Annotated in this window: 19 protein-coding genes and 2 pseudogenes; 16 read left to right on the top strand and 5 right to left on the bottom strand. The window is 63.4% G+C overall.

Features of this window, described 5'->3' with window-relative positions; all coding sequences use genetic code 11:
- The first annotated feature begins 4 nt into the window (after positions 1–4).
- The 6 genes and pseudogenes from ABCW42_RS02520 to ABCW42_RS02495 form a co-directional block, all read left to right on the top strand.
- Positions 5–1,507 carry a sugar ABC transporter ATP-binding protein gene (locus ABCW42_RS02520; RefSeq protein ID WP_423183378.1) on the top strand — a complete coding sequence of 501 codons (1,503 nt, stop codon included), beginning with the start codon at positions 5–7 and terminating at the stop codon, positions 1,505–1,507.
- Positions 1,504–2,568, top strand: a complete 1,065-nt coding sequence (locus ABCW42_RS02515; RefSeq protein WP_423183377.1) for an ABC transporter permease — start codon at positions 1,504–1,506, stop codon at positions 2,566–2,568. Before ABCW42_RS02520 ends, ABCW42_RS02515 begins: the two co-directional genes overlap by 4 nt.
- Positions 2,565–3,500, top strand: a complete 936-nt coding sequence (locus ABCW42_RS02510) for an NAD-dependent epimerase/dehydratase family protein (protein WP_423183376.1) — start codon at positions 2,565–2,567, stop codon at positions 3,498–3,500. The genes ABCW42_RS02515 and ABCW42_RS02510 overlap by 4 nt, the downstream gene beginning before the upstream one ends.
- Positions 3,497–4,402, top strand: a complete 906-nt coding sequence (locus ABCW42_RS02505; RefSeq protein WP_423183375.1) for an NAD(P)-dependent oxidoreductase — start codon at positions 3,497–3,499, stop codon at positions 4,400–4,402. The genes ABCW42_RS02510 and ABCW42_RS02505 overlap by 4 nt, the downstream gene beginning before the upstream one ends.
- On the top strand, positions 4,399–5,304 hold the full coding sequence (locus ABCW42_RS02500) for an amidohydrolase family protein (protein ID WP_423183374.1): 906 nt from the start codon (positions 4,399–4,401) through the stop codon (positions 5,302–5,304). Before ABCW42_RS02505 ends, ABCW42_RS02500 begins: the two co-directional genes overlap by 4 nt.
- 66 nt (positions 5,305–5,370) lie before the next feature.
- Positions 5,371–5,660, top strand: a pseudogene (locus tag ABCW42_RS02495) (recombinase family protein); the annotation flags it as partial.
- A gap of 201 nt (positions 5,661–5,861) precedes the next feature.
- Here the strand turns inward: ABCW42_RS02495 and ABCW42_RS02490 are convergent.
- A complete protein-coding gene (locus ABCW42_RS02490) occupies positions 5,862–6,503 on the bottom strand; it encodes a GntR family transcriptional regulator (RefSeq protein WP_423183373.1) in 642 nt (213 codons plus the stop codon).
- 177 nt (positions 6,504–6,680) lie between these two features.
- Between ABCW42_RS02490 and ABCW42_RS02485 the strand changes: the two genes are divergently transcribed.
- From ABCW42_RS02485 to ABCW42_RS02445, 9 genes and pseudogenes are all read left to right on the top strand, one after another.
- Positions 6,681–7,733 (top strand): Rieske 2Fe-2S domain-containing protein, encoded by a 1,053-nt coding sequence (locus ABCW42_RS02485; protein ID WP_423183372.1) that lies wholly within the window; start codon positions 6,681–6,683, stop codon positions 7,731–7,733.
- 14 nt (positions 7,734–7,747) lie between these two features.
- Entirely contained in the window at positions 7,748–8,188 is a 441-nt protein-coding gene (locus tag ABCW42_RS02480; protein ID WP_423183371.1) for a hypothetical protein, read from the top strand.
- Between the two features lie 261 nt (positions 8,189–8,449).
- Complete coding sequence (locus tag ABCW42_RS02475; RefSeq protein WP_423183370.1) at positions 8,450–9,370, top strand: ABC transporter substrate-binding protein; 921 nt, start codon at positions 8,450–8,452, stop codon at positions 9,368–9,370.
- A gap of 24 nt (positions 9,371–9,394) precedes the next feature.
- Positions 9,395–10,366, top strand: a complete 972-nt coding sequence (locus tag ABCW42_RS02470; protein ID WP_423183369.1) for an amino acid ABC transporter permease — start codon at positions 9,395–9,397, stop codon at positions 10,364–10,366.
- A 47-nt stretch (positions 10,367–10,413) separates the two neighbouring features.
- A complete protein-coding gene (locus ABCW42_RS02465; protein WP_423184785.1) occupies positions 10,414–11,166 on the top strand; it encodes an amino acid ABC transporter ATP-binding protein in 753 nt (250 codons plus the stop codon).
- Positions 11,167–11,237: 71 nt separating this feature from the next.
- Positions 11,238–12,191, top strand: a complete 954-nt coding sequence (locus tag ABCW42_RS02460) for a PDR/VanB family oxidoreductase (protein ID WP_423183368.1) — start codon at positions 11,238–11,240, stop codon at positions 12,189–12,191.
- Positions 12,192–12,376: 185 nt separating this feature from the next.
- On the top strand, positions 12,377–13,570 hold the full coding sequence (gene solA / locus ABCW42_RS02455) for an N-methyl-L-tryptophan oxidase (protein ID WP_423183367.1): 1,194 nt from the start codon (positions 12,377–12,379) through the stop codon (positions 13,568–13,570).
- Entirely contained in the window at positions 13,567–13,959 is a 393-nt protein-coding gene (locus ABCW42_RS02450; protein WP_423183366.1) for a cupin domain-containing protein, read from the top strand. The genes solA and ABCW42_RS02450 overlap by 4 nt, the downstream gene beginning before the upstream one ends.
- A gap of 121 nt (positions 13,960–14,080) precedes the next feature.
- Positions 14,081–14,206 (top strand): annotated as a pseudogene (locus ABCW42_RS02445) (aldehyde dehydrogenase family protein); the annotation flags it as partial.
- Between the two features lie 436 nt (positions 14,207–14,642).
- Here ABCW42_RS02445 and ABCW42_RS02440 read toward each other — a convergent pair.
- Positions 14,643–16,013: an MFS transporter gene (locus ABCW42_RS02440; protein ID WP_423183365.1), complete on the bottom strand. Its 1,371-nt coding sequence runs from the start codon at positions 16,011–16,013 to the stop codon at positions 14,643–14,645.
- Between the two features lie 118 nt (positions 16,014–16,131).
- Positions 16,132–17,067, bottom strand: coding sequence for a dihydrodipicolinate synthase family protein (locus tag ABCW42_RS02435; protein ID WP_423183364.1), 936 nt, complete (start codon positions 17,065–17,067; stop codon positions 16,132–16,134).
- Positions 17,068–17,233: 166 nt separating this feature from the next.
- Here ABCW42_RS02435 and ABCW42_RS02430 point away from each other — a divergent pair, with 166 nt between their 5' ends.
- The gene (locus ABCW42_RS02430) at positions 17,234–18,259 is read left to right on the top strand and encodes a LacI family DNA-binding transcriptional regulator (RefSeq protein WP_423183363.1); all 1,026 of its coding nucleotides are present in this window, start codon (positions 17,234–17,236) and stop codon (positions 18,257–18,259) included.
- Between the two features lie 511 nt (positions 18,260–18,770).
- Here the strand turns inward: ABCW42_RS02430 and ABCW42_RS02425 are convergent.
- Together ABCW42_RS02425 and ABCW42_RS02420 are read right to left on the bottom strand one after the other, a co-directional pair.
- A complete protein-coding gene (locus ABCW42_RS02425; protein WP_423183362.1) occupies positions 18,771–18,959 on the bottom strand; it encodes a YegP family protein in 189 nt (62 codons plus the stop codon).
- A complete protein-coding gene (locus ABCW42_RS02420; RefSeq protein WP_423183361.1) occupies positions 18,959–19,363 on the bottom strand; it encodes a hypothetical protein in 405 nt (134 codons plus the stop codon). Before ABCW42_RS02420 ends, ABCW42_RS02425 begins: the two co-directional genes overlap by 1 nt.
- Positions 19,364–19,577: the final 214 nt, after the last annotated feature.

Below are 19,577 nucleotides of genomic sequence, written 5' to 3'. Positions count from 1 at the left end.
CCAAATGACTGACACCCTCCTTGAGATCAGAAACGTCGCGAAGTCCTTCCCCGGTGTCCGAGCGCTGGACGACGTGAGCTTCCACCTGGACCGCGGCGAAGTCCTCACTCTCGCCGGCGAGAACGGCGCCGGGAAGAGCACCCTCCTTGGCATCCTGGGCGGATCATTGACCCCTGACCACGGATCGGTGACGGTCGAGGGGGCCCGGCGCGGCGAATACACTCCGCGCCGGGCCCTGGCCGACGGCGTCGTGATCGCCCACCAGGAACCGGCCATCGTGCCGCAACTGACCGTCGAGCAGAACCTGCTACTGGGCAAGAACGCCACAGAGCGCCGCCACGCAGCCGCCGCCGTGAAAGGCGCGCTCGACGACGTCGCCTCCATGGGTTTCCCCCTCAAGCCCACGGCCCGGCTGCAGGACCTGAGCCCGGCGCAACGGCATGCCCTGACCATCGCCAAAGCCTTCGCTTTCGGGGCCAAGATCGTGGCGCTGGATGAGCCCACGACCTCCATGCTGGAACACAACGTCGAGGCCGTCCTCACCAGGGTGCGGCAGATCGTGAACGAACGCGGCGTCGGAGTCATCTTCGTCTCCCACAAAATGCCCGAAGTGATGAGCGTTTCGGACCGGGTCGTGGTCCTGCGGGACGGCCGGGTCGGATTCGAGAAGCGCATCTCCGAGACCACCGTCGAGGAGATCGTACGCAACATGGTCGGACGGGAGCTGCTCAGCTTCCGCAGGCAGCACCCCGTGGACCCGAAGGCTCCCGTGCTCTTCGAAGCCACGGACGTGACCAGCCCGTCCTCACCGCAACCAAACTCGCTCCAGGTTCGGCGCGGAGAAGTGCTTGGTATCGCCGGTCTCGTCGGCTCAGGACGCACCGAACTGCTCCGGGCCATCGTCCGGGCAGACAGCGGCGCCGCGGGCCACCTCGCGATTGATGGCAAGCGCCTTCGCCTCCGGACCCCCAACGACAGCCGCGACGCCGGCATCGCGTTCATTCCCGAAGACCGCAAGCAACAAGGACTCGCCCTCCAGATGCCGGCCTACGCGAACATCGCCCTGGCCGGGGCGAAGGAACTCAACGGCCCCGGCCCCTTCATCAATCCCCGGAAACAAGCCGCCGCAGCCCGCGAACTGGGCGCTTCCCTGGCGCTGAAGCCCGCCGATGTGCGGCTGCTCGCGCGCCAGTACTCCGGCGGAAACCAGCAAAAAATCGTCATCGCGAAGTGGCTGCGGCGCGGTTCACGGGTGTTCCTCTTCGACGAGCCCACCAAAGGCGTTGATGTCGGCGGCCGCGCCGAGATCTACGGACTCATCGACGAACTGGCCGCGGCCGGGAACTCCGTCATCGTCGTCTCTTCCGACCTGCCCGAAATCATCTCGCTCAGTGACAGGGTCCTTGTGATGCGCGCCGGCCGCCTCACCACCGAACACGTCGGCGACGACATCAACGAACAAAGCCTCGTGGCCAGCGCCATGGGGATCACGAAGGGAACATCATGACCAAGCAAAACGCGGAACGCCGTACTGAAAGCAGACGTCCGCTGAACCTGCAGGCACTGGGCATCGTCGCCGCCGCCGTGGTGATCTTCATCGGGTTCGGCATCCTCAACCCGAACTTCCTCACACTCAACAACCTGCGGGACGTCGCCGTCTCCGCCTGCGTCAACGCGCTCATCGGTATCGGACTGACGTTCGTGATCGTCACCGGAGGAATCGACCTGTCGGTTGGCTCGATCGCGAGCTTCGTCGGCATCGTCTCAGCGAACCTCATGGTCAATGCCGGAGTCGCCCCCGCCGCGGCCCTGCTCGCCGGGCTGGTCCTCGGCTTCCTCGCGGGCGCACTCAACGGTGTCCTGATCACGTTGTTGAAACTGCCGCCTTTCATCGCCACGCTGGGTACCATGAGCGTCTACCAGGGCCTGGCGTATGTGACCACCAACGGCACCCCGGTCTACAACGTCCCGTCCTCGTTCGTGTTCATGCTCAACAGCTACATCGGCGGTGTGCCGATCATCGTCGTGATCGTGATCGTCGTCGCCATCCTCGCCTGGCTCCTGCTCCGCCGCACCGTGTTCGGCCAGAACGTGATCGCCACCGGCGGCAGCGAGGAAACCGCCTGGCTCTCGGGCATCCGTGTCAACCGTGTCAAGCTCCTGGTCTACGGGATCTCCGGCCTGCTGGCAGCACTGGCCGGAATGGTCATCGTCGCCAGGATCTCGGCCGCCCAATCCGAAGCAGGAAGCCCTTACCTGCTCACCGCCATCGCCGCGGCCGTCATCGGCGGTGCCAACCTCATGGGCGGGGAAGGCCGCATCGGCGGGACGCTGGTCGGTGCGCTCATCCTCGGCGCGCTGACCAATGGCCTGGTCCTGCTGAACGTGCCAAGCTTCTACGAACAGATCGTCACCGGCGTGGTCGTCGTCGTCGCCGTTTCCGTCGACCAGATCAGCAAAGGCTGGCCGATGCTCAAGAAAGCCAACACCGGCCGCGAGGAAAAACCTGCGAACCCGGGCCCTGAGGCTCCCGCCGGGCAGCAGGCACACAGCGAAGCGGCACGATGACCAGGGAACCCCTCGACGCGTCGGCAAACATCGACCGTGTTCTTGTCACCGGTGGAGACGGGCTCATCGGGCGGGCTGTGGTCGACCATCTGGCGGCACGCGGGCTCGACGTCACGGTCCTGGACATCCCAGGGACCGCGGCCCCGGCCCGAGCAGCAGCGCGGCACATCACCGGCTCGGTGACCGACCCGGACACCGTGCGTCAGGCGGTCACCGGCCAGGACGCCGTGGTCCACCTCGCGGGTCTGGCCGGACTGGACCGCGGCAGCGCCGAAGAGATCTACGCGGGCAACGCCTTGGGCGCCTTCCTCGTCATGGAAGCAGCCGGGCGAGCCGGTGTTGCGAAAGTCGTCTACGCCTCCAGCATCAACGCGTTCGGACTGCCCCTGAACCCGGATCCCGTCCTCCCCACCCACTACCCCTGGGACGAGGACGAGCCAGCGGTCATCGCGGACGCATACTCGCTTTCCAAACAGGCCAACGAACACGCCGCCGCTGCAATTTCCCGCAACTACGGGATGGAGCTCACCGGGATCCGGTTTCCCCTCGTCCGCGACATCTACGAACACGACGGCACGGTTTTCGCGCAGCACATCCGGCGGGCCATGAACGAGGACCCGCGGCGCCAGGCCTGCGAAGGCTGGACCTACCTCGACACCCGCGACGCGGCAGCATCCGTCGAAGCTGCGCTCTCCCGTTCCACCCCGCCGGCACCGGGAATACTCGTGGCCGCCCCGCAGACCTACTTGCGCCAGTCGACCGAAGAGGCCCTGGCCCGTTACGCTCCCGCCGTTCCGCGCGACAGCGTCCCGGGACGCGACATCCCCGTCTCACTGCACCGGGCCTCCGATCTGCTCGACTTCAAAGCCGAGCACACCCTGGAACAAATCTCCGAAGCCCTGCTCGTCGACCTGAAAGACATCAACCCATGACCGGCAACCCGTCAGTGTCACTCCTCGGTCTCGGAAGGATGGGCAAGCCCATCGCCGGCCGCCTGCTCGACGCCTTCGGAGAACTCACCGTCTGGAACAGGACCGCCTCCCGCGCCGGGCACCTTCCCGACCGCGGGGCCACCCTCGCAACTACACCGGCCAAGGCCGCGGCCGACGTGACCCTGACAGTCCTGACAGACTTGTCCGACGTGCGCGAAATCCTTCACGGCCCGGACGGACTTCTCGTAGGTTGGCGCCAACTGAAGGTGGCCAACCCGGTCCTCGTCGTCCACGGCACGGTCTCCCCCACAGGAGTCGCGGAACTTGCCGCCGAACTGGCCCAAACCGGCATCGGCGTCGTCGACGCTCCCCTCAGCGGCGGCGTGGCCGGAGCCGAATCCGGGAACCTCAGTGTCATGGTCGGCGGCGAAGACTGGGCCGTGGCCAAAGCCATGCCGGTACTGGAAAACGTCGGCTCGACCGTCATCCATTTCGGTCCGCCCGGGGCCGGAGAAATCGCCAAAGCCTGCAACCAGATCGTCGTCGCCGCCACCGTGACAGCCATCTCCGAATCACTGGTCCTGGCCGACGCCTGCGGGCTCAACCGCGCCCAACTCCTCCGCATCCTAGGCGGCGGACTCGCGGCCTCAGAAGTCCTCAAACAAAAACAAGACCGCTGGCTGAACGCCGACTTCACAGGAGGCGGAAGTGCGGCCAACCAGCTCAAAGACCTCAGGTTCGCAACAGTCACCGCAGCCGGGAAAAACATCGAACTTCCACTCTCGCAGACCCTCAAGGACGTCTTCGAAAGAATGGTCGAGGACGGCCGCGGAGAACTAGACCACTCCGCCGTCGAACTGACCATCGCCGATGCCGCACGATCCGGAAGGACTACCGCGTGACACTCAACGTCGTCGACGCCCACCACCACCTGTGCCGCCTCAGCCGCGCAAGCTACCCATGGCTCGAAGGCGAACCACAATCCAGATACCACGGCGACGACCTGCCGCTCCGGCGCGACTACCTCGTCGCCGACTATCTCAAAGACGCCGAAGGCCTATCAAACGTCGATGCCCTGCTCGTCGGGTCCGTCCACATTGAAAACGGCGCAGCCGACCCTGCCTGGGAAGCCGAATGGGTGGACCAGGTCATCACCGAGAACGGGTTGCCCAGCGTCCAGGTCGTCAAAGTGGATCTGGCCTCCCCCGGCGCGCAGAAACAGCTCGAAACACACAGCAAGTACGCGTCCGTCAGAGGCGTACGAGACATCCTCAACTGGCACCCCAACCCGTACTACAGCCACCGCGAACGCAACGACCTGATCGAAGACCCACAGTGGCTGGCAGGCTTCAAGTCCCTCGGCACCCTTGGGCTGTCCTTCGACCTCCAGGTCTTCCCCTCACAACTCGCCCAAGCTGCCCGCCTCGCTGGCGACCATGCCTCCACCCCGATCGTTCTGGACCACGCCGGCATGCCTATCGAACGTGATGATGAGGCCTTGAAGGAATGGGCAAAAGGAATGGAACTTGTCGCCGCGCAACCGAACACGACGGTAAAGATCTCCGCCCTCGGCACCAACGAGCACACATGGACGACCGAGAGCATCCGGCGGATAGTGCTGACGACCATCGATATCTTCGGACCCCGTCGCTGCATGTTCGGCAGCAACTTCCCCGTCGACAGCCTCTACTCAAGCTACGCCGATCTCTTCCAAGCCTTCGACAAGATCACATCCGACTTCACTGAAGCTGAACGAAACGACCTCTTCGCGAACACAGCCAACACCTTCTACCGCATCCCTTGACCGAACTCCCCATCTTGTATCCCTTGGGAAACGAGACGTCTCATTAGGCCGCCCAGCCGACAATCCATGCAAGCGGACCTCTTGGCCGCACGAGTCAGGCGCAACGACTTGTACTTGGATCATGGTATCTCCAGGGCACGGGCGTCACGGCCCAAGTTCGACCGCTCACTCGATGCGCTGATCGAGGGAGACACCCCTCGTCATCAGTACTCTGAACCGGCTCGGACGCTCCACCCAGAACATGCTCGCCTTCGCCGAAGAACTTCGAAGCCGACGCGCTGAGCTACGTGTGCTGAACCTTTGGCGAAGGCGACGTCGACACCCCTAAGGGGTCGATGCTGTTCACCATCATGGCCCCAACGTTCTACAGGCGATCACTGGGTCTTCCCCATTGACGGGAATGGCATGCCCGAGTTCGGCGGCCGGTACGCCCTTTCTTCGTTCATTCTGAGCTCGACGAAAAACCGGCGACCACGCGCCGACATCTCACCACGCATGCCCATGACGCTGGGTTCCCCTGAGGCGGAAGCTCATGGTCTACCCCTGCGCGGAGTATCTTACTGTCGGTCGTCCTTGGGGTTGTGGCAGTAGCGCAAGACTTCGGCAATGGTGTCGGGGTCGTTGGTTTTGAGTGCCTCGAGGATTTTTCGATGGTCTTGTGCGATTTTGGCCTGGTGTTCGGCCCCTTGCCTGTAGGTCATGGTGATGCGGCGCTGGATGGGGTGCTCCCACATGGCGGCGAGGGTATTGCGGAGGTAGGTGTTGGGACAGGGTTCCAGGAGGGCGGCGTGGAAGGCTGCACCCATGCGGAATAGTTCTTCGGCATCGTTGGGGTCGATGGTTTCGAACTCGTCCACCATGGCGCGGAGCCGAATGAGTTGCTGCGGCGTATGGAGCCCGCAGGCTTGCCGGGCCGCGAGTGCCTCGAGTGTGTAGCGCACTTCGTAGACGTCCTCCACGTCCTTCGCGGAGAGGCTGTTCACGATGTAGCCCCGGCCGGGCACGAGAGTGGCCAGACCTTCCAGGGACAGTTGCGTCAGAGCGTCGCGGACGGGGGTCCGGGACACGCCGTACTGGGCCGCGATCTGCTCCTGGACCAGCATCGTGTTGGCCTGGATGGTGCCGGAAATAATGTCCGAGCTGATTTGCTCGTACACGCGCACGGCCAGGGGCCGGGTGTCTTTCGTCGATGTTGCCAAGCGGGGATCTCCCTCGTGTAAAGCCCAATTTTCATAGTGTAGTACGGCGGTCAAAGTCGCCCACGGGCTGGAAAATGGTCGGCTTAACAAAATCCATTGACCCGCTTACGCATCTCTGTATACAGTGTACTCACTCTCGTATACATTGTACTCACGACAACCGAGGAGCCTTTGAAAATGTATGTGTTGAATACCTGGTACGTGGCTGCGTGGTCGACCGAAGTGACCCGTAAACCCGTCCGGCGGATGATTTGCGAACAGCCACTGGTGCTATTCCGGACCGAGGCCGGGGAGGCCGTGGCCTTGGCAGACCGTTGCGCCCATCGCGCCTTCCCTCTGTCAGAAGGAAGGACCATCGGTGACTCCGTCGAGTGCGGGTACCACGGTTTTGCCTACGGTCCTGATGGTGCCTGCACGAAGGTCCCGGCCCAGACCACGATCCCCGAACGGGCCCGCGTCCGAAAATACCCGCTGGCCGAGAAGGACGGCTGGATTTGGGCATGGATGGGCGATCCCGACCTGGCTGATCCGGCCGATGTTCCGGATACCCACTGGATGGTTGACCCGGAATGGGCCACCGTGACCCATTCGTATTTGTTCAAGTGCCGGGCAGGTCTGATCCACGACAACTTGCTTGACCTGACCCACGAATCCTTCCTGCACAAGACAACGGTCGGCGACGACTACATCTACGAGCACGGGATCACGGTGGAGGTCGATGGCAACGTGGTCAGCGTGGACCGGCTTATGCCCTCCGTCGAGGCACCGCCTCTCTATGCCGAGACCATGGATGCCCGCGGTCTGTTTGATCGTTTCCACTGCACCGAATTTTTCGTGCCGAACCTGCATGTTCTGCACTCCGGGATCACCGGGGAAGGCCGTCCCCGGGAGGAGGGGTACCTCATCAAAGTACTCAACGGAATCACCCCGATTGATGAACACAATTCCTGGTACTACTACGCTTTTAGCCGCAACTTCGCCGTCCAGGACGAGAAGGCAACCGAAGAACTCAAAACAGGGCTGGCGACGGTGTTGGATGAAGATGCCAGTGCCTTGGAGGCCCAGGAGATTGGAATGCAGAGCCGGCCCGGGAACGAATTCGACGTGCTGATCGCCCAGGACGGCGGCGTTGCCAAGGCCCGTCGCATCATGGCTGCTCTGCTCAAGCAGGAGCAGACGGTCCGCGATGCAGCGGCCAGCCGGGTTCCGGTCGCTGCAGGACGGGCATAGGTGCCGGCATGTGGATGCTGACTAGGGCAAATGCCCTCGGTGCCGAGGTACAACCCCAATCAGGGACCCGGACCCTGGCCGCGTGCCCCGATTCCCCCGAACGTGGTGACCCCTGGCGCTGGACCGTCTCGGTCGCGCAGTCCAACGCGGAGCACGTGATCGTGGAGACCGACTCCGAACACATCCAGCAGCAATGGCGCCAGGTCAGTGGCGGGCACGTCAGTGAGCTGTCCCGTCCTGCCGGCCAGCAGCTCATTGTCGCACCCCTGCGCGGTGAGGCGCGGCTGGCTGCCGTTGACGGTCCTTGGGAGCGCTGGCTGCTCCCGGGAGACGTATTCATTCTCGAAGGCGAGGACGATGAAAAGGTCCGGCTCTCCGTCACACCAGGGGACGCAGCAGTAGACATCGTAGCTCTCGCACCAACCACCGGCAGAGCACTGCGGTGGGTCCCGTAAGGCCAGCACGCACCGGCAGCATATTGACACCAAAGGCTCATTTCCCTGATGAGCCAACCCCTCAGTTCCCCAGCGGTCGCGGACAGTCTGCGAACACCGTCTGCCGCGCCGCCAGGCATTCCCGCAGTCACCATGTCCTCGCTGCCCCTCGCTGAAGGCAAATCCGCCCGTGAACCACCGGCAGAGCCTCCCAAACAGCGAAAGCATCTTCCGGACACTCCCCGGCTGCACCCCACAGAAGCCAGTGAAAGAAGTTTCCCCATGCACGTTTTCCAGAAGGCCTGCCTGATTGCTATGGCGGGCCTCACAGTTCTGGCAGCCAGCGGCTGCACCAACGCTTCCGCGGACTCCGCGCCCGCGAAAAACGGCGGCAACGATGCCGCGTCCACACCCGGCGTCAACGAAGAAGCCCGGTCCCTTCTCCCGCAATCAGTCCGTGAAAGAGGCACCCTGATCATTGCCTCGGACCCGACCTACGCCCCGTTCGAGTACTACGACACCGACAACAAGACCATGATCGGCTGGGACGTTGACACCGGTGACGCTCTCGCAGCGATCCTCGGCGTGAAGGCCCAACACGTTGCCGCGACCTTCGAGACCATCCTGCCCGGCCTGGCCTCCAAAAAATACGACGTCGGCATGTCGGACTTCGGAATCACGGACGAACGCAAAAAGATCGTCGACTTCGTCGCTTACCTCTCCGACGGCTCCGGAATCGCCGTAGCACCAGGCAACCCCGAGGGACTCCTCATGACATCCCGGACCCTGTGCGGCAAAAAGGTCGCGGCCCAGAAAGGCTCCACCCAATCCCTGGAAGTCATGCCGGCGATGAGCAAGGAATGCACCGACGCCGGCAAAGCCCCCATCGACCAGCAACTGTTCCCCACCCAAAACGACGCCAACCTCGCCTTGATATCCGGCCGGGTCGACGGGGTCATGGCCGACAGCATCTCACTGGCATACGAGGCCAAACAGGCCAGCGGAAAATTCGAACTCGCCCAAGGCCCCGACTACCAGCCCGAACCGACAGGACTGGCACTTAACAAGGAATCAGGCCTCAAAGACGCCCTCACCGCAGCCATGAAGGTACTAGTCGGTAGCAAGCACTACACGCAAATAAACGAAAAATGGGCCATCCCGGCAAGCGCGGCCATCACCGCCGACCAAGTCACCGGCAAATAGCCGGGCGTAGACAGGCAGAACACCATGAGTGAAACAGCCCTCAAAATACAGCCACGATGGACCTCACCGGACCAGTACACCACGGTCAAGGCCAGATACCCCGGCCGGTGGGTATCGGCCGCAGCGATCCTGGGAATCGCCGCCCTGCTGCTCCAGTCCGTCATCACCAACCCGCGCTTCGGTTGGGACACCGTCGGAAAGTACCTTCGCGATATTTCGATCATGAACGGCATCGGGATCACCCTCATGCTCACCGCCGTCTGCATGATCATCGGCATTGTCCTCGGCATAGTGCTGGCCGTCATGCGGCTCTCCCTTAACCCCGTTGTCCGCACCGCGGCATTCGGCTACGTCAACTTCTTCCGTGGCACCCCGGTCCTGGTCCAGCTGCTCTTCTGGTACAACCTGGCCGCACTGTATCCGACCATCAGCTTCGGGATCCCCGGCGTGCACCTGGACGCCAACCAGATCATCACCCCGATGTTCGCCGCGATCCTCGGCCTGGGGCTGAACCAAGGCGCCTACATGTCCGAGATCGTCCGGGCAGGAATCCTCTCCGTCGACCACGGCCAGGCCGAAGCCGCCGGCGCCCTGGGCATCAACCGGTTCCACACCATGCGCCGGATCATCCTGCCGCAAGCCATGAAAGTGATCATCCCGCCCACGGGAAACGAGACCATCGGGATGCTCAAAACCACCGCCCTCGTTTCGGTGATTTCCGTGCCGGAACTGCTCTATTCCTCCCAGATCATTTACGCACGGACCTTTGAGACGGTGCCGCTGCTCATCGTTGCCAGCCTGTGGTACATCGTGGTCACCTCCATCCTCAGTGTGGGCCAGTACTACCTGGAACGCCGCTACGCCAAAGGAGGACAACGCAGCCTCCCGCCCACCCCCTGGCAGAAACTGCAGTTCTTTTTCAATGCCCACGCCCCACTCGCTTCCCACAAGACCGCACAGGCCCGCAGCCATACCCGGAAAGGCGGCACCCGATGACCGGGACAATAACCGAACCGATCCCCCCGCAGACCGGTTCCAGGATCATGGTCAAGGCCGACGCCGTCCGTAAGAGTTTTGGTCAACTGGATGTGCTTAAGGGCATCGACTTGGAAATCGCTGCCGGCGAAGTGGTCTGCCTGATCGGCCCTTCCGGGTCCGGGAAGAGCACCCTCCTGCGCTGCATGAACCACCTCGAAAGCATCGATGCCGGCCGCATGTGGGTAGACGGCAAGGTCGTCGGCTACGACATCAAAGGGACCAAACTCCACGAGCAGAAACCCAACGATGTCTGCCGCAACCGCACCGGCATCGGCATGGTCTTCCAGCACTTCAACCTCTTCCCGCATATGACCGTCCTGGAAAACCTCATCGAAGCCCCCCGGCTCGTGCTGCGCCAAAAAAAATCAGTGGTCACCGAGCGGGCACTGCGCCTGCTGGAGCGGGTCGGCCTGGCAGACAAGGCCCACGCCTACCCCCGCCAGCTCTCCGGGGGCCAGCAACAACGCGTGGCCATCGCCCGCGCGCTATGCATGGAACCAAAAATCGTTCTGTTCGACGAACCGACCTCAGCCCTGGACCCCGAGCTCGTAGGCGAAGTCCTGAAAGTCATGAAAGACCTCGCCCAGACCGGAATGACCATGGTCGTGGTTACCCACGAAATGAACTTCGCCAGGGACGTCGCAGACCGGGTGGTCTTCATGGCCGATGGAAACATCATCGAACAAGGCCCGGCCGCACAAATCATCACCACCCCCCGCAACGAACGCACAAAGACTTTCCTGGCATCCGTTCTCTAATCCCCGAACCAGCCCGAATGCCCTGGTCTTACAAACAGGCGCGTCCCCCACCGATCATGAAAAGGCCACACATGAACACCCTCGACTTCTTCGACGTAGAAGTCCGTTCCATGACCCGGGAGGCAACAGGCATCCTCTCACTCACCCTCCACCACCCTCTCGGGGAACCCCTGCCGCCCTGGAAACCAGGCGCCCATCTGGACCTCCTGCTGCCAAACGGGAAGCTGCGCCAATATTCCCTCTGCTCACAGCCAACAGATCCGTACTGGCGCATCGCCGTTCTCCATGAAAACGAAAGCCGCGGCGGCTCGGAATTCATTCACCAAGAACTACGCCCCGGCAGCAAGATCCAGGTACGGCAAGCGCGGAACACCTTCACGCTTGGCCCCGCCAAGGAATACCTCTTCATCGCCGGGGGCATCGGAATCACCCCCATCCTGCCCATGGTCCGGGAAGTGGCTGATTCCGGTGCCCCCTGGCGGCTGCTCTACCTGGGACGAACCCGCCCCGCCATGGCATTCCTGGATGAAATCCCTGCTGACGCAAACGTCATCGTCTATGCCCGCGACGGAGGGGAACGATACCCGCTGGCTGAACTGCTGGAGGAAGCCAAGGATTTGCAGGCCCACGTCTACGTCTGCGGCCCCGCCGGACTGCTGGACGACGTCCAATCCTTGACCCGAAACTGGCACCGTGACCGGCTGCACTACGAACGTTTCGCCGCCGACACGACAACCGCGCCCCCTGCTGCAGTAGCCGAGGGTTCCTTCGAGGTCGAACTCAGCGACGGAGCCCTTGTGGAAGTTCCTGCCGGAACCAGCATCCTCGAAGCGCTCGAGGAAGCCGGGAGGGCCCCGCTGAGCTCATGCAGAGAAGGTATCTGCGGAACCTGCGAGACCCAAGTGATCTCCGGCGAAATCGAGCACCGCGACACCCTGCTCTCGGATGCCGAACGCGCGGCCGGCGACACCATGATGATCTGCGTTTCTCGATGCCGCAGCAAACGCCTTGTACTCAACATCTGACACACCCCACCCCTCCCCTCATCTGGCGACGTTCCAAACGAAAGCAATTTCGTTCCGGAAACCCACTGAAGGGAATCATCAACCATCAAGAAAAAGACAGCGGTTGCTTCGTGGTTCTTTCAGCCTGAGGACCACCAGAAGGAACCACGCATACACGCAGGAAAAACAGTCAACGAGGAGCGATCGTGCCCAAAGGATACTCACACATTGTGATCGGAGCCGGAGCCATCGGCTCCGCCACAGCATACTGGCTCTCCGCCACCGGAGCCGAGCGGGTTTTAGTACTCGAACAATATGATCTCCTGCACTCCTGGGGCTCGTCCGGGGACCACTCGCGCATCATCCGCCACGCTTACCACACCACCGATTACACCTGTCTCACCCCCGCCATGTTCGACGCGTGGGACCACATCGAAGCCGAATCCGGCCTGAAACTCGTCCACAAAACCGGAGGACTGGACCTGGCGCCCGGAGGAGGAATCGGGGAAACGGAGATCGCAGGCTACAAGAGGGCCCTGGACGCCGTCGGGATCCCCTACGAGTCCCTCACCGCCGGCGAAGTGCGCAGACGCTACCCCCAGTGGCGCATCGATGATGACGTCGTAGGACTGTACCAAGAGGACGGCGGGCTGCTGGACATCCGCAAATCAGTCTCTGCCCACACCTCCCTGGCGCTTGCGAACGGCGTCGAGTTCCGGCCCCGAACCAAGGTCGAAGCCATCAAAATGAACGCCGCCGGCGTCACGGTCACCACCTCGGACGGCACCTTCAGCGCCGACAAACTCGTCGTCTGCGCAGCCTCCTGGCTGGGCGAGCTGATGCCTGACCTGGGCCTGAACTTCAAACTAACGCTCTCCCAGGAACAGGTAAGCTATTTCGCCAGCAAGAACCTGGCCAGTTTCGTTCCGGAAAAATTTCCGATCTGGATATGGCACGACACCGAGGTCCTGTACGGATTCCCCGTGTACGGCGAAGCTGCGACCAAACTCGCTCGCGACCTACGCGGACGTTTCATCACCAGCGATGAGCGCGTCTTCGAAGGCGACGAAACGGAAGCAGAAATCCTCCGCGACTTCCTGCGCAGATACCTGCCCGATGCTGTCGGGCCGGCCCTATCAAACAAGACCTGCATCTACGACATGCCCGCAGACCGGAATTTCGTCCTCGACACCGTGCCCGGACATCCCAACATCGCGGTCTTCAACGGCGCCGGCCACGCAGGAAAGTTCAGCAGCCTCATCGGAAAGATCATGGCCGAGCTGATGCTCCAAGGCCGCACCAGTCACCCGATCGAACCCTTCAGCCTGAACCGGCCGCCAATCACCGATCCCGACTACGAACCCGCATTCCGACTCATTCAAACAGGAGCCGACAAATGACAATCACCCTTCACGCGCACGCTCTGGAACCCACCGACTTTGAGGAAAGTCTGCTCTCCCCGCCGGCCGCGGAACCCCTCTCAGGCGAAATCGCCGTCCGAAGCAAGGTCATTTACACCAGCAACAATCAACAGATTGCCGCCGGAACCTGGGAGTCCGAACCAGGCCTTTCACGATGGGAATTCCTCTCCAGAGGCGAAGTCATTCACATTATCCACGGAAGGATGATCGCCACCCGGGACGGCGAAGATCCCGTTGAACTCCGCGAAGGAACCACAGCAGTATTCCCGCAAGGATGGACCGGAACCTGGCGGGTACTCGAAAAACTGCGGAAAGTCTTCGTCGTGTACCGCTCAGACTCCCAAACGGACCCGGCCTCCGGACGGTAGCACGAATCCGCATAGCCCAACCACCAAAGCACGTCCTGGCACCGACCTCGACGGGTCAGCGCCAGGACGCGCTTATACCGGATTTCCTAACAACCATCTCCTGGAAGTCCTGCGACCCGCGCAGCAGGCGGGCCGCATTGTCGACGCCGGCGACGCCGCCGCCCTCAGCCGGATTGCCTACGAGCCGGTGGGCGTCTGCGGCCTGATCGCGCCATGGAGCTACCCGCTGCTCCAAGCAGCCTGGAAGGCGCCAGGGCCGGACCAAAGCCAATGGCGTAGGCACCCCAGACGGCCGCCACCGAAAGCGGGCACGATCAGCAAACGCCGAGCAACCGGACAGAAGCTTAGCGGCCGCCCCCGCACAGTCACCGACAGCCAGATCCGAAGCGCCATCCGCCTGTCGATGGCGCCCCCCGGGGTCTTGATGATGGAACGAGACTACGTGGAGAGGTTCCGGCTTGTTCCACGAAGGTGACTTTCGTTGATACGAGGGGTGTTTGGCGCCCGGACGGGCCTCCGGCGTGATGCGGCGCAGCAGCGGGCCGTGTGCCTTTTGCAGCGCATCACTCTTTCTGCCGCCACCAATCCAGCACAGGGACTCCCTGTCTACGGAATGGCTCGCCCGTTGGCTGGCCTGACGGCTTGCGGTCCTTAGGTCCGGGAGGGGTTTCCGGGTGGTGGTTTTATTCGAGTTCGGCGATGGTGCGGCCGGTGCGGTCGGGGGTGAGGATGGAGAAGATGACTCCTGCTGCGGGGCCGATGATTCCGAGGGCGAGGGCGAACGGGACGGTTCCGGCGAGGGTGAGGGCGAAGAGGGGGAAAACTCCGGCGCCGAGGCCTCGTCCGACGTAGTAGCTGGCGCTGGAGCCGGTGGAGCGGATGCGGGTGGGGAAGAATTCGGACATCCAGACGCCGAGGACACCGAAGCCGCCTGCACCGCCGGCGCACATCATGAGTGCCCAGAAGCCGGGTGCGGTCCAGAAGGTGCCGGTGATTTGCGCGTGCCCTGTGGTGAGCAGGGTCAGGAACCAGGCGAAGCCTGCGGTGCCGAACAGGCACGCTGCCGTGAAGGCGTATTTGCGGCGGATGCGGTCGGAGATGAGACCGGTCGCCGAGTAGGTGAGGATCGTGGCGACGTAACCGAGCAGGACGATCTGGCTGACCGTGTCGAGGGACAGTTTCTGGGTTTTGAGCAAGTAGGTGGACAGGTAGGCGCCGACGGAGTTCGTGGTGAGGAACATCGCGGTCGACAGGATCATGAACAGGACGGTCCCGTAGAGGAACCGCGGGCGGAAGATGTCGATCACTGGGACTTTGGAGCGGCGGATCTCCGGCGGGAGGGTGCCGTTGCGGCGGTGTTCCTGGTAGCTGAGCCATTGTTTGGATTCGGGCAGCAGTTTCAGCGATGCCGCGCCGATGACCAGGCTGATCGCACCGATGGCGACGTAGCCTGCCCGCCAGCCCAGGTCGTGTCCGAGGACGGACAGGAAGAAGTAGATGAGGCCGGCGGTGAGAATTTCGCCGACGAAGTACATGGACTGGATGATGCCGCCCATGGTGCCGCGTTTGGTGGTCTGCCAGCATTCGGTGAACATCGAGAAGGACAGTCCGAAGAGGCCGCCCATCCCGACGCCGGCGAGCACCCGGGTGAGGAGGAAGATTTCGTAGTTGGTGGCAAGGCCGCCAAGGGTTGCCGCGACGCCGAAGGCAAGGACCGAGACCGCGAACGTCCGTCGGCGGCCGAGGGTGTCGCCGAGGGTGCCGAAGACGAACCCGCCCAGGATCGATGCGAAGCCCTGGACCGTGGCGACGGTGATCAGGGCAATGGTGGAGACGTGCAGGCTGTCGGAAATGTAGGCCAGCGGGAAGCCGATCAGGTTCAGCTCGGCCCCGTCGAACAGGGTGCCGAGCAGGGCGAACGCCAGGATGAACCGGACCTCCCTGCGGGTGTAGAACGCGGCGGTCCCGACCGAAGGTGCGGGGCTTCCGGCGGAAGGCCCCTGCACGGGGTGGTCCTTGAGTGCAGGGGCGGCGGTCTTGTGCAGCTCGCGCATGGCGAGTCCTCCTTCTCCAGCTGTGTTGCCGGGGGTCGTCATTGACCGAGGGTGGAGCAAAAGTTGGGTGGGTGGCGGGCGGTGTGCCCGCCACCCTTAGGATCCAGTGAAGCAGGGATCAGACGGTAGCGGTGACCTTGCCGATGTTCGCAGCAGCGAAGGCTTCCGCGATCTCGGTCTCGGCGCCCTCGGGCAGGGGCAGCAGCGGGGTGCGCACTGTAGCGTGCTCGAGGATGCCGCGGTTCACGAGGCCCCACTTCAGGGCGACGGTGCCCTCCATGTGCGAGCCGCGGTGGTAGACGTTCTGGGTCACCGGCAGCAGGCGCTCATGGATTGCGTGGGCACGCTTGTAGTCCTGGGCCTTGCCGGCCTCGATCAGTTCGACGAGCAGTTCGGGGGCGATGTTGCCGTAGCCCACGAGCAGTCCGTCGACATCGAACATTGTCGACAGCAGGTACTCGTCATGGCAGGAGAGCACCTGCAGTTCGGGGTACGCGGCGCGCAGCGCGGGGATCTCGGTGTACCACCGGCGCATGTTCCGCACACCGTTCTTCGTGGCGAAGACGCCCTTCTGGCCAGCGATCTCCAACTGGGTGTCCAGGTCGTAGCTCGCCTTGGTGTTGTCCGGGTACTGGAAAAGGATCAGCGGCAGACCGGACTCTTCGTAGATCTCCTTGTACCGGGACTGCGGGGCGCCCTGCTGGTAACCGAAGCGCAGCCACCCGTGCGAGGGGTACACGAGACCAGCTGACGCGCCGGCCTCGACGGCCTTCTTGGCCTCGAGGGCCGCGGTTTTGTTGCCCTCCTTGGTGATGCCCGCCACGACCGGCACACGGCCGTCGGTGGAGGCCACGAACGCGCGGATAACGTCCAACTGCTCCTCTTCGGTAAGGAACGTGCCTTCGCCGGCGTGGCCCAGGACGACGAGGCTCTTCACCCCGTCAATCGATCCGAGCCATGAACCCAGGCGCTGGATCGCAGCGAAGTCGATAGCGCCATCTTCGGTGAACGGAGTGACAGGTGCGGGGCTGAGTCCGCGGAGATCGAGTGTCATTGCAGCTACCTTCTTGTCTTCTTTGATGTCAGTAGTTCCGCTAAACTTGAAAACGTTTGCAGGAACGTTTTCAAGTTTGCACGTGTCCCAGCTCACTGTCAAGAGAACGTTTGCAAGAAGGAGGAATAGAGTGTCTGTAACGCCCCTGTTGAAGAGGAGAAACGCAATGGAGCCGGCCGCCCCGGGAGCCATAGTCACGCTCAAAGACGTTGCTGCAGCAAGCGGCGTGAGCATCTCCACGGCCAGCCGTGCCCTGGATGAACGCACCACCTCACGGTCGGCCGCTGCAGCCCATGTCCGCAAAATCGCAGAGGAACTGGGCTACCGCAGGAACTCGTTCGCCTCCAGCCTCCGACGGGGAGAAACCCGGACCCTGGGAGTACTGGTCCCCCGCCTCAGCGACACCGTCATGGCCCTCATGTTCGAAGCAATGGAACGAGCCGCGTCAGCACGAGGCTACTTTGCCATGGTGGCAAGCAGCGGCGACGACCCCGACGACGAACGCCGCGCCGCCGAAACCCTCCTGGACCGCAACGTCGACGGACTCATCCTCGCCACCGCCCGCCTCGACGACGACCTACCCAAGCTCCTGCGCCAACGCGGAGTGGCCCACGCCCTGGTCCTGCGCACCGACGGGGTAAGCCCTTCCGCACTCGGCGACGACGAAACCGGAGGCTACCTGGCCGTCCGCCACCTCATCGACCTAGGCCACCGCGACATCGCCGTCATCACCGGACCCGGATTCACCTCCACCGGAACAGCGCGGCTCAACGGCGCCCGCAAAGCCCTCCAGGAAGCCGGCATCGAACCCCGCCAGGAATGGCTCATCGCAGCCGGCTACGGCATCGAAAACGGATACACGGCCGGCGAGGCCCTCCTGACCCACGACCCCCGCACACGCCCCACCGCGATCTTCGCCGCCAACGACAACATCGCCATGGGCATCATGGCCGCAGCCCACCGCCACGGCGTCACGATCCCCGACGACCTGGCCCTCGTCGGCTACAACGACACACCGCTCTCCGCCAGGCTCCCCACACCCCTGAGCTCGGTGCACGTCCCCCTGGACCAAATCGCCGCCACCGCCGTCGACCTCATCGTCAACCCCGGCACCGAACCACACATCCGACGGGCCATGCCCACCCTCATCCCCCGTCAATCCAGCGGAAAACCCAAACACTTCTCCAACTAGTCCCCCAGCAGGAGAGCCAACCGCGCATCGGGGCCAACCATCCCGACTCACACCCTGGCTGAAGGTCAGAAATCTGGACCCTAGGTCGCGCTCCCCCGGGCCTAACCAAAGTGTAAAGACCGGAGATGTTGAGAATCACGGCGTGAGACATGTTGTTGGGACATGCAGCAGCCCACATCGACCCCGAAAACCGGACCAATTGAAGTCGAATGCCAGGGCGCGCCGGCCAACTTCGTCCCGTCCCAGCAAGGGATCCCTTTCTGAGACCCAATGACCAGCGGGCAAACGCCTTGAAGTTCGATGGGTTTCCGCAGGCCGCAACGCCGCAGGGCCCGTCGTGGTCCGGGCCGTATTCTTCGAGGAAGGCTTCGGCGCGGGACCGGTCGATGACGATTTCCCGGTTCCGAAGCGCCGGGTTGTGCCTGCCGGGGTCCATGGACGGCGGTTTCATCTCGGGCTCGCCCTCCTTGACCGTGTTTCCTTTTCCTGCATTATGGTCACCACCGGCTGGTCAGGGGCCGGTGCGGTGGTCTTCGATGAGTCCGCTGGCGGCGATCTCACGCAGGGCGTGGATTCCGCGCACGGCGGCGTCCTGGTCCTGGAAAGGAGGCGAGACAGCGAGCTCGTGCCCGAGGTCATCGACGAGCCTGACCCGGCAGGCGCCGGCGCTGTCGGTGAACAGTTCAAAGCGGCCAGCCATCAGAGGACCCCTCCCCGGCCACCGGCCGGTGCCTGTCCACCCGGCCCGGCCCCCGGGTCGCTTCCGGGAGGTCGGGCATGTCCTTCTCCGCTGCGCCGGTGCAGCTCGGCCGAGACGAGATCCAACAATGCCTGCGCCGGGCCGGTCAAGCAGTCATTCGCGGCCGGGTGGGCCACCTCGCCGCAATGGAGCAGGATGGAGCGGATGCGTTCGAGTTCGCGCGTGGGAACGGAAGGCCAGCGCCGGAAGAGCCGCCGGAAGGCGCTCTGCCTCGGGAAGGACCCGAGGCGCGACTCGTTGGTGTACTGCTGTATCCAGGACGGGCTCCGGCCCCCGGCCAGGCCCGTACCGGTCCGGCTCTCTCGAGGTCGGGCGGGCTCGTGAGGGGAGATAAACGCTGCCATGGCCGACTTTCGCACGAGATAGGGAAAGCCGCTTCATGACTGACATCACCCTACCCGCAGTGGCCCGGATCACGTCAACACACTCCGTCATGTGACACCCAGACCCCCGCCACGGGCAGGTGGAACCCGCCCCCCGGCTGCGCCAGCCCGCGGTGTCCTGGACCCGCCCGGCACCGGAAAGCCCCACCCGGACCCAACACCAACGAACCAACCG

Source organism: Arthrobacter sp. NyZ413, assembly GCF_049390645.1.
In the GTDB taxonomy this organism is placed as follows: Bacteria; Actinomycetota; Actinomycetes; order Actinomycetales; family Micrococcaceae; genus Arthrobacter.
The sequence above is the reverse complement of the archived record's forward strand: the minus strand, read 5'-3'. Positions and strand labels throughout refer to the sequence as shown.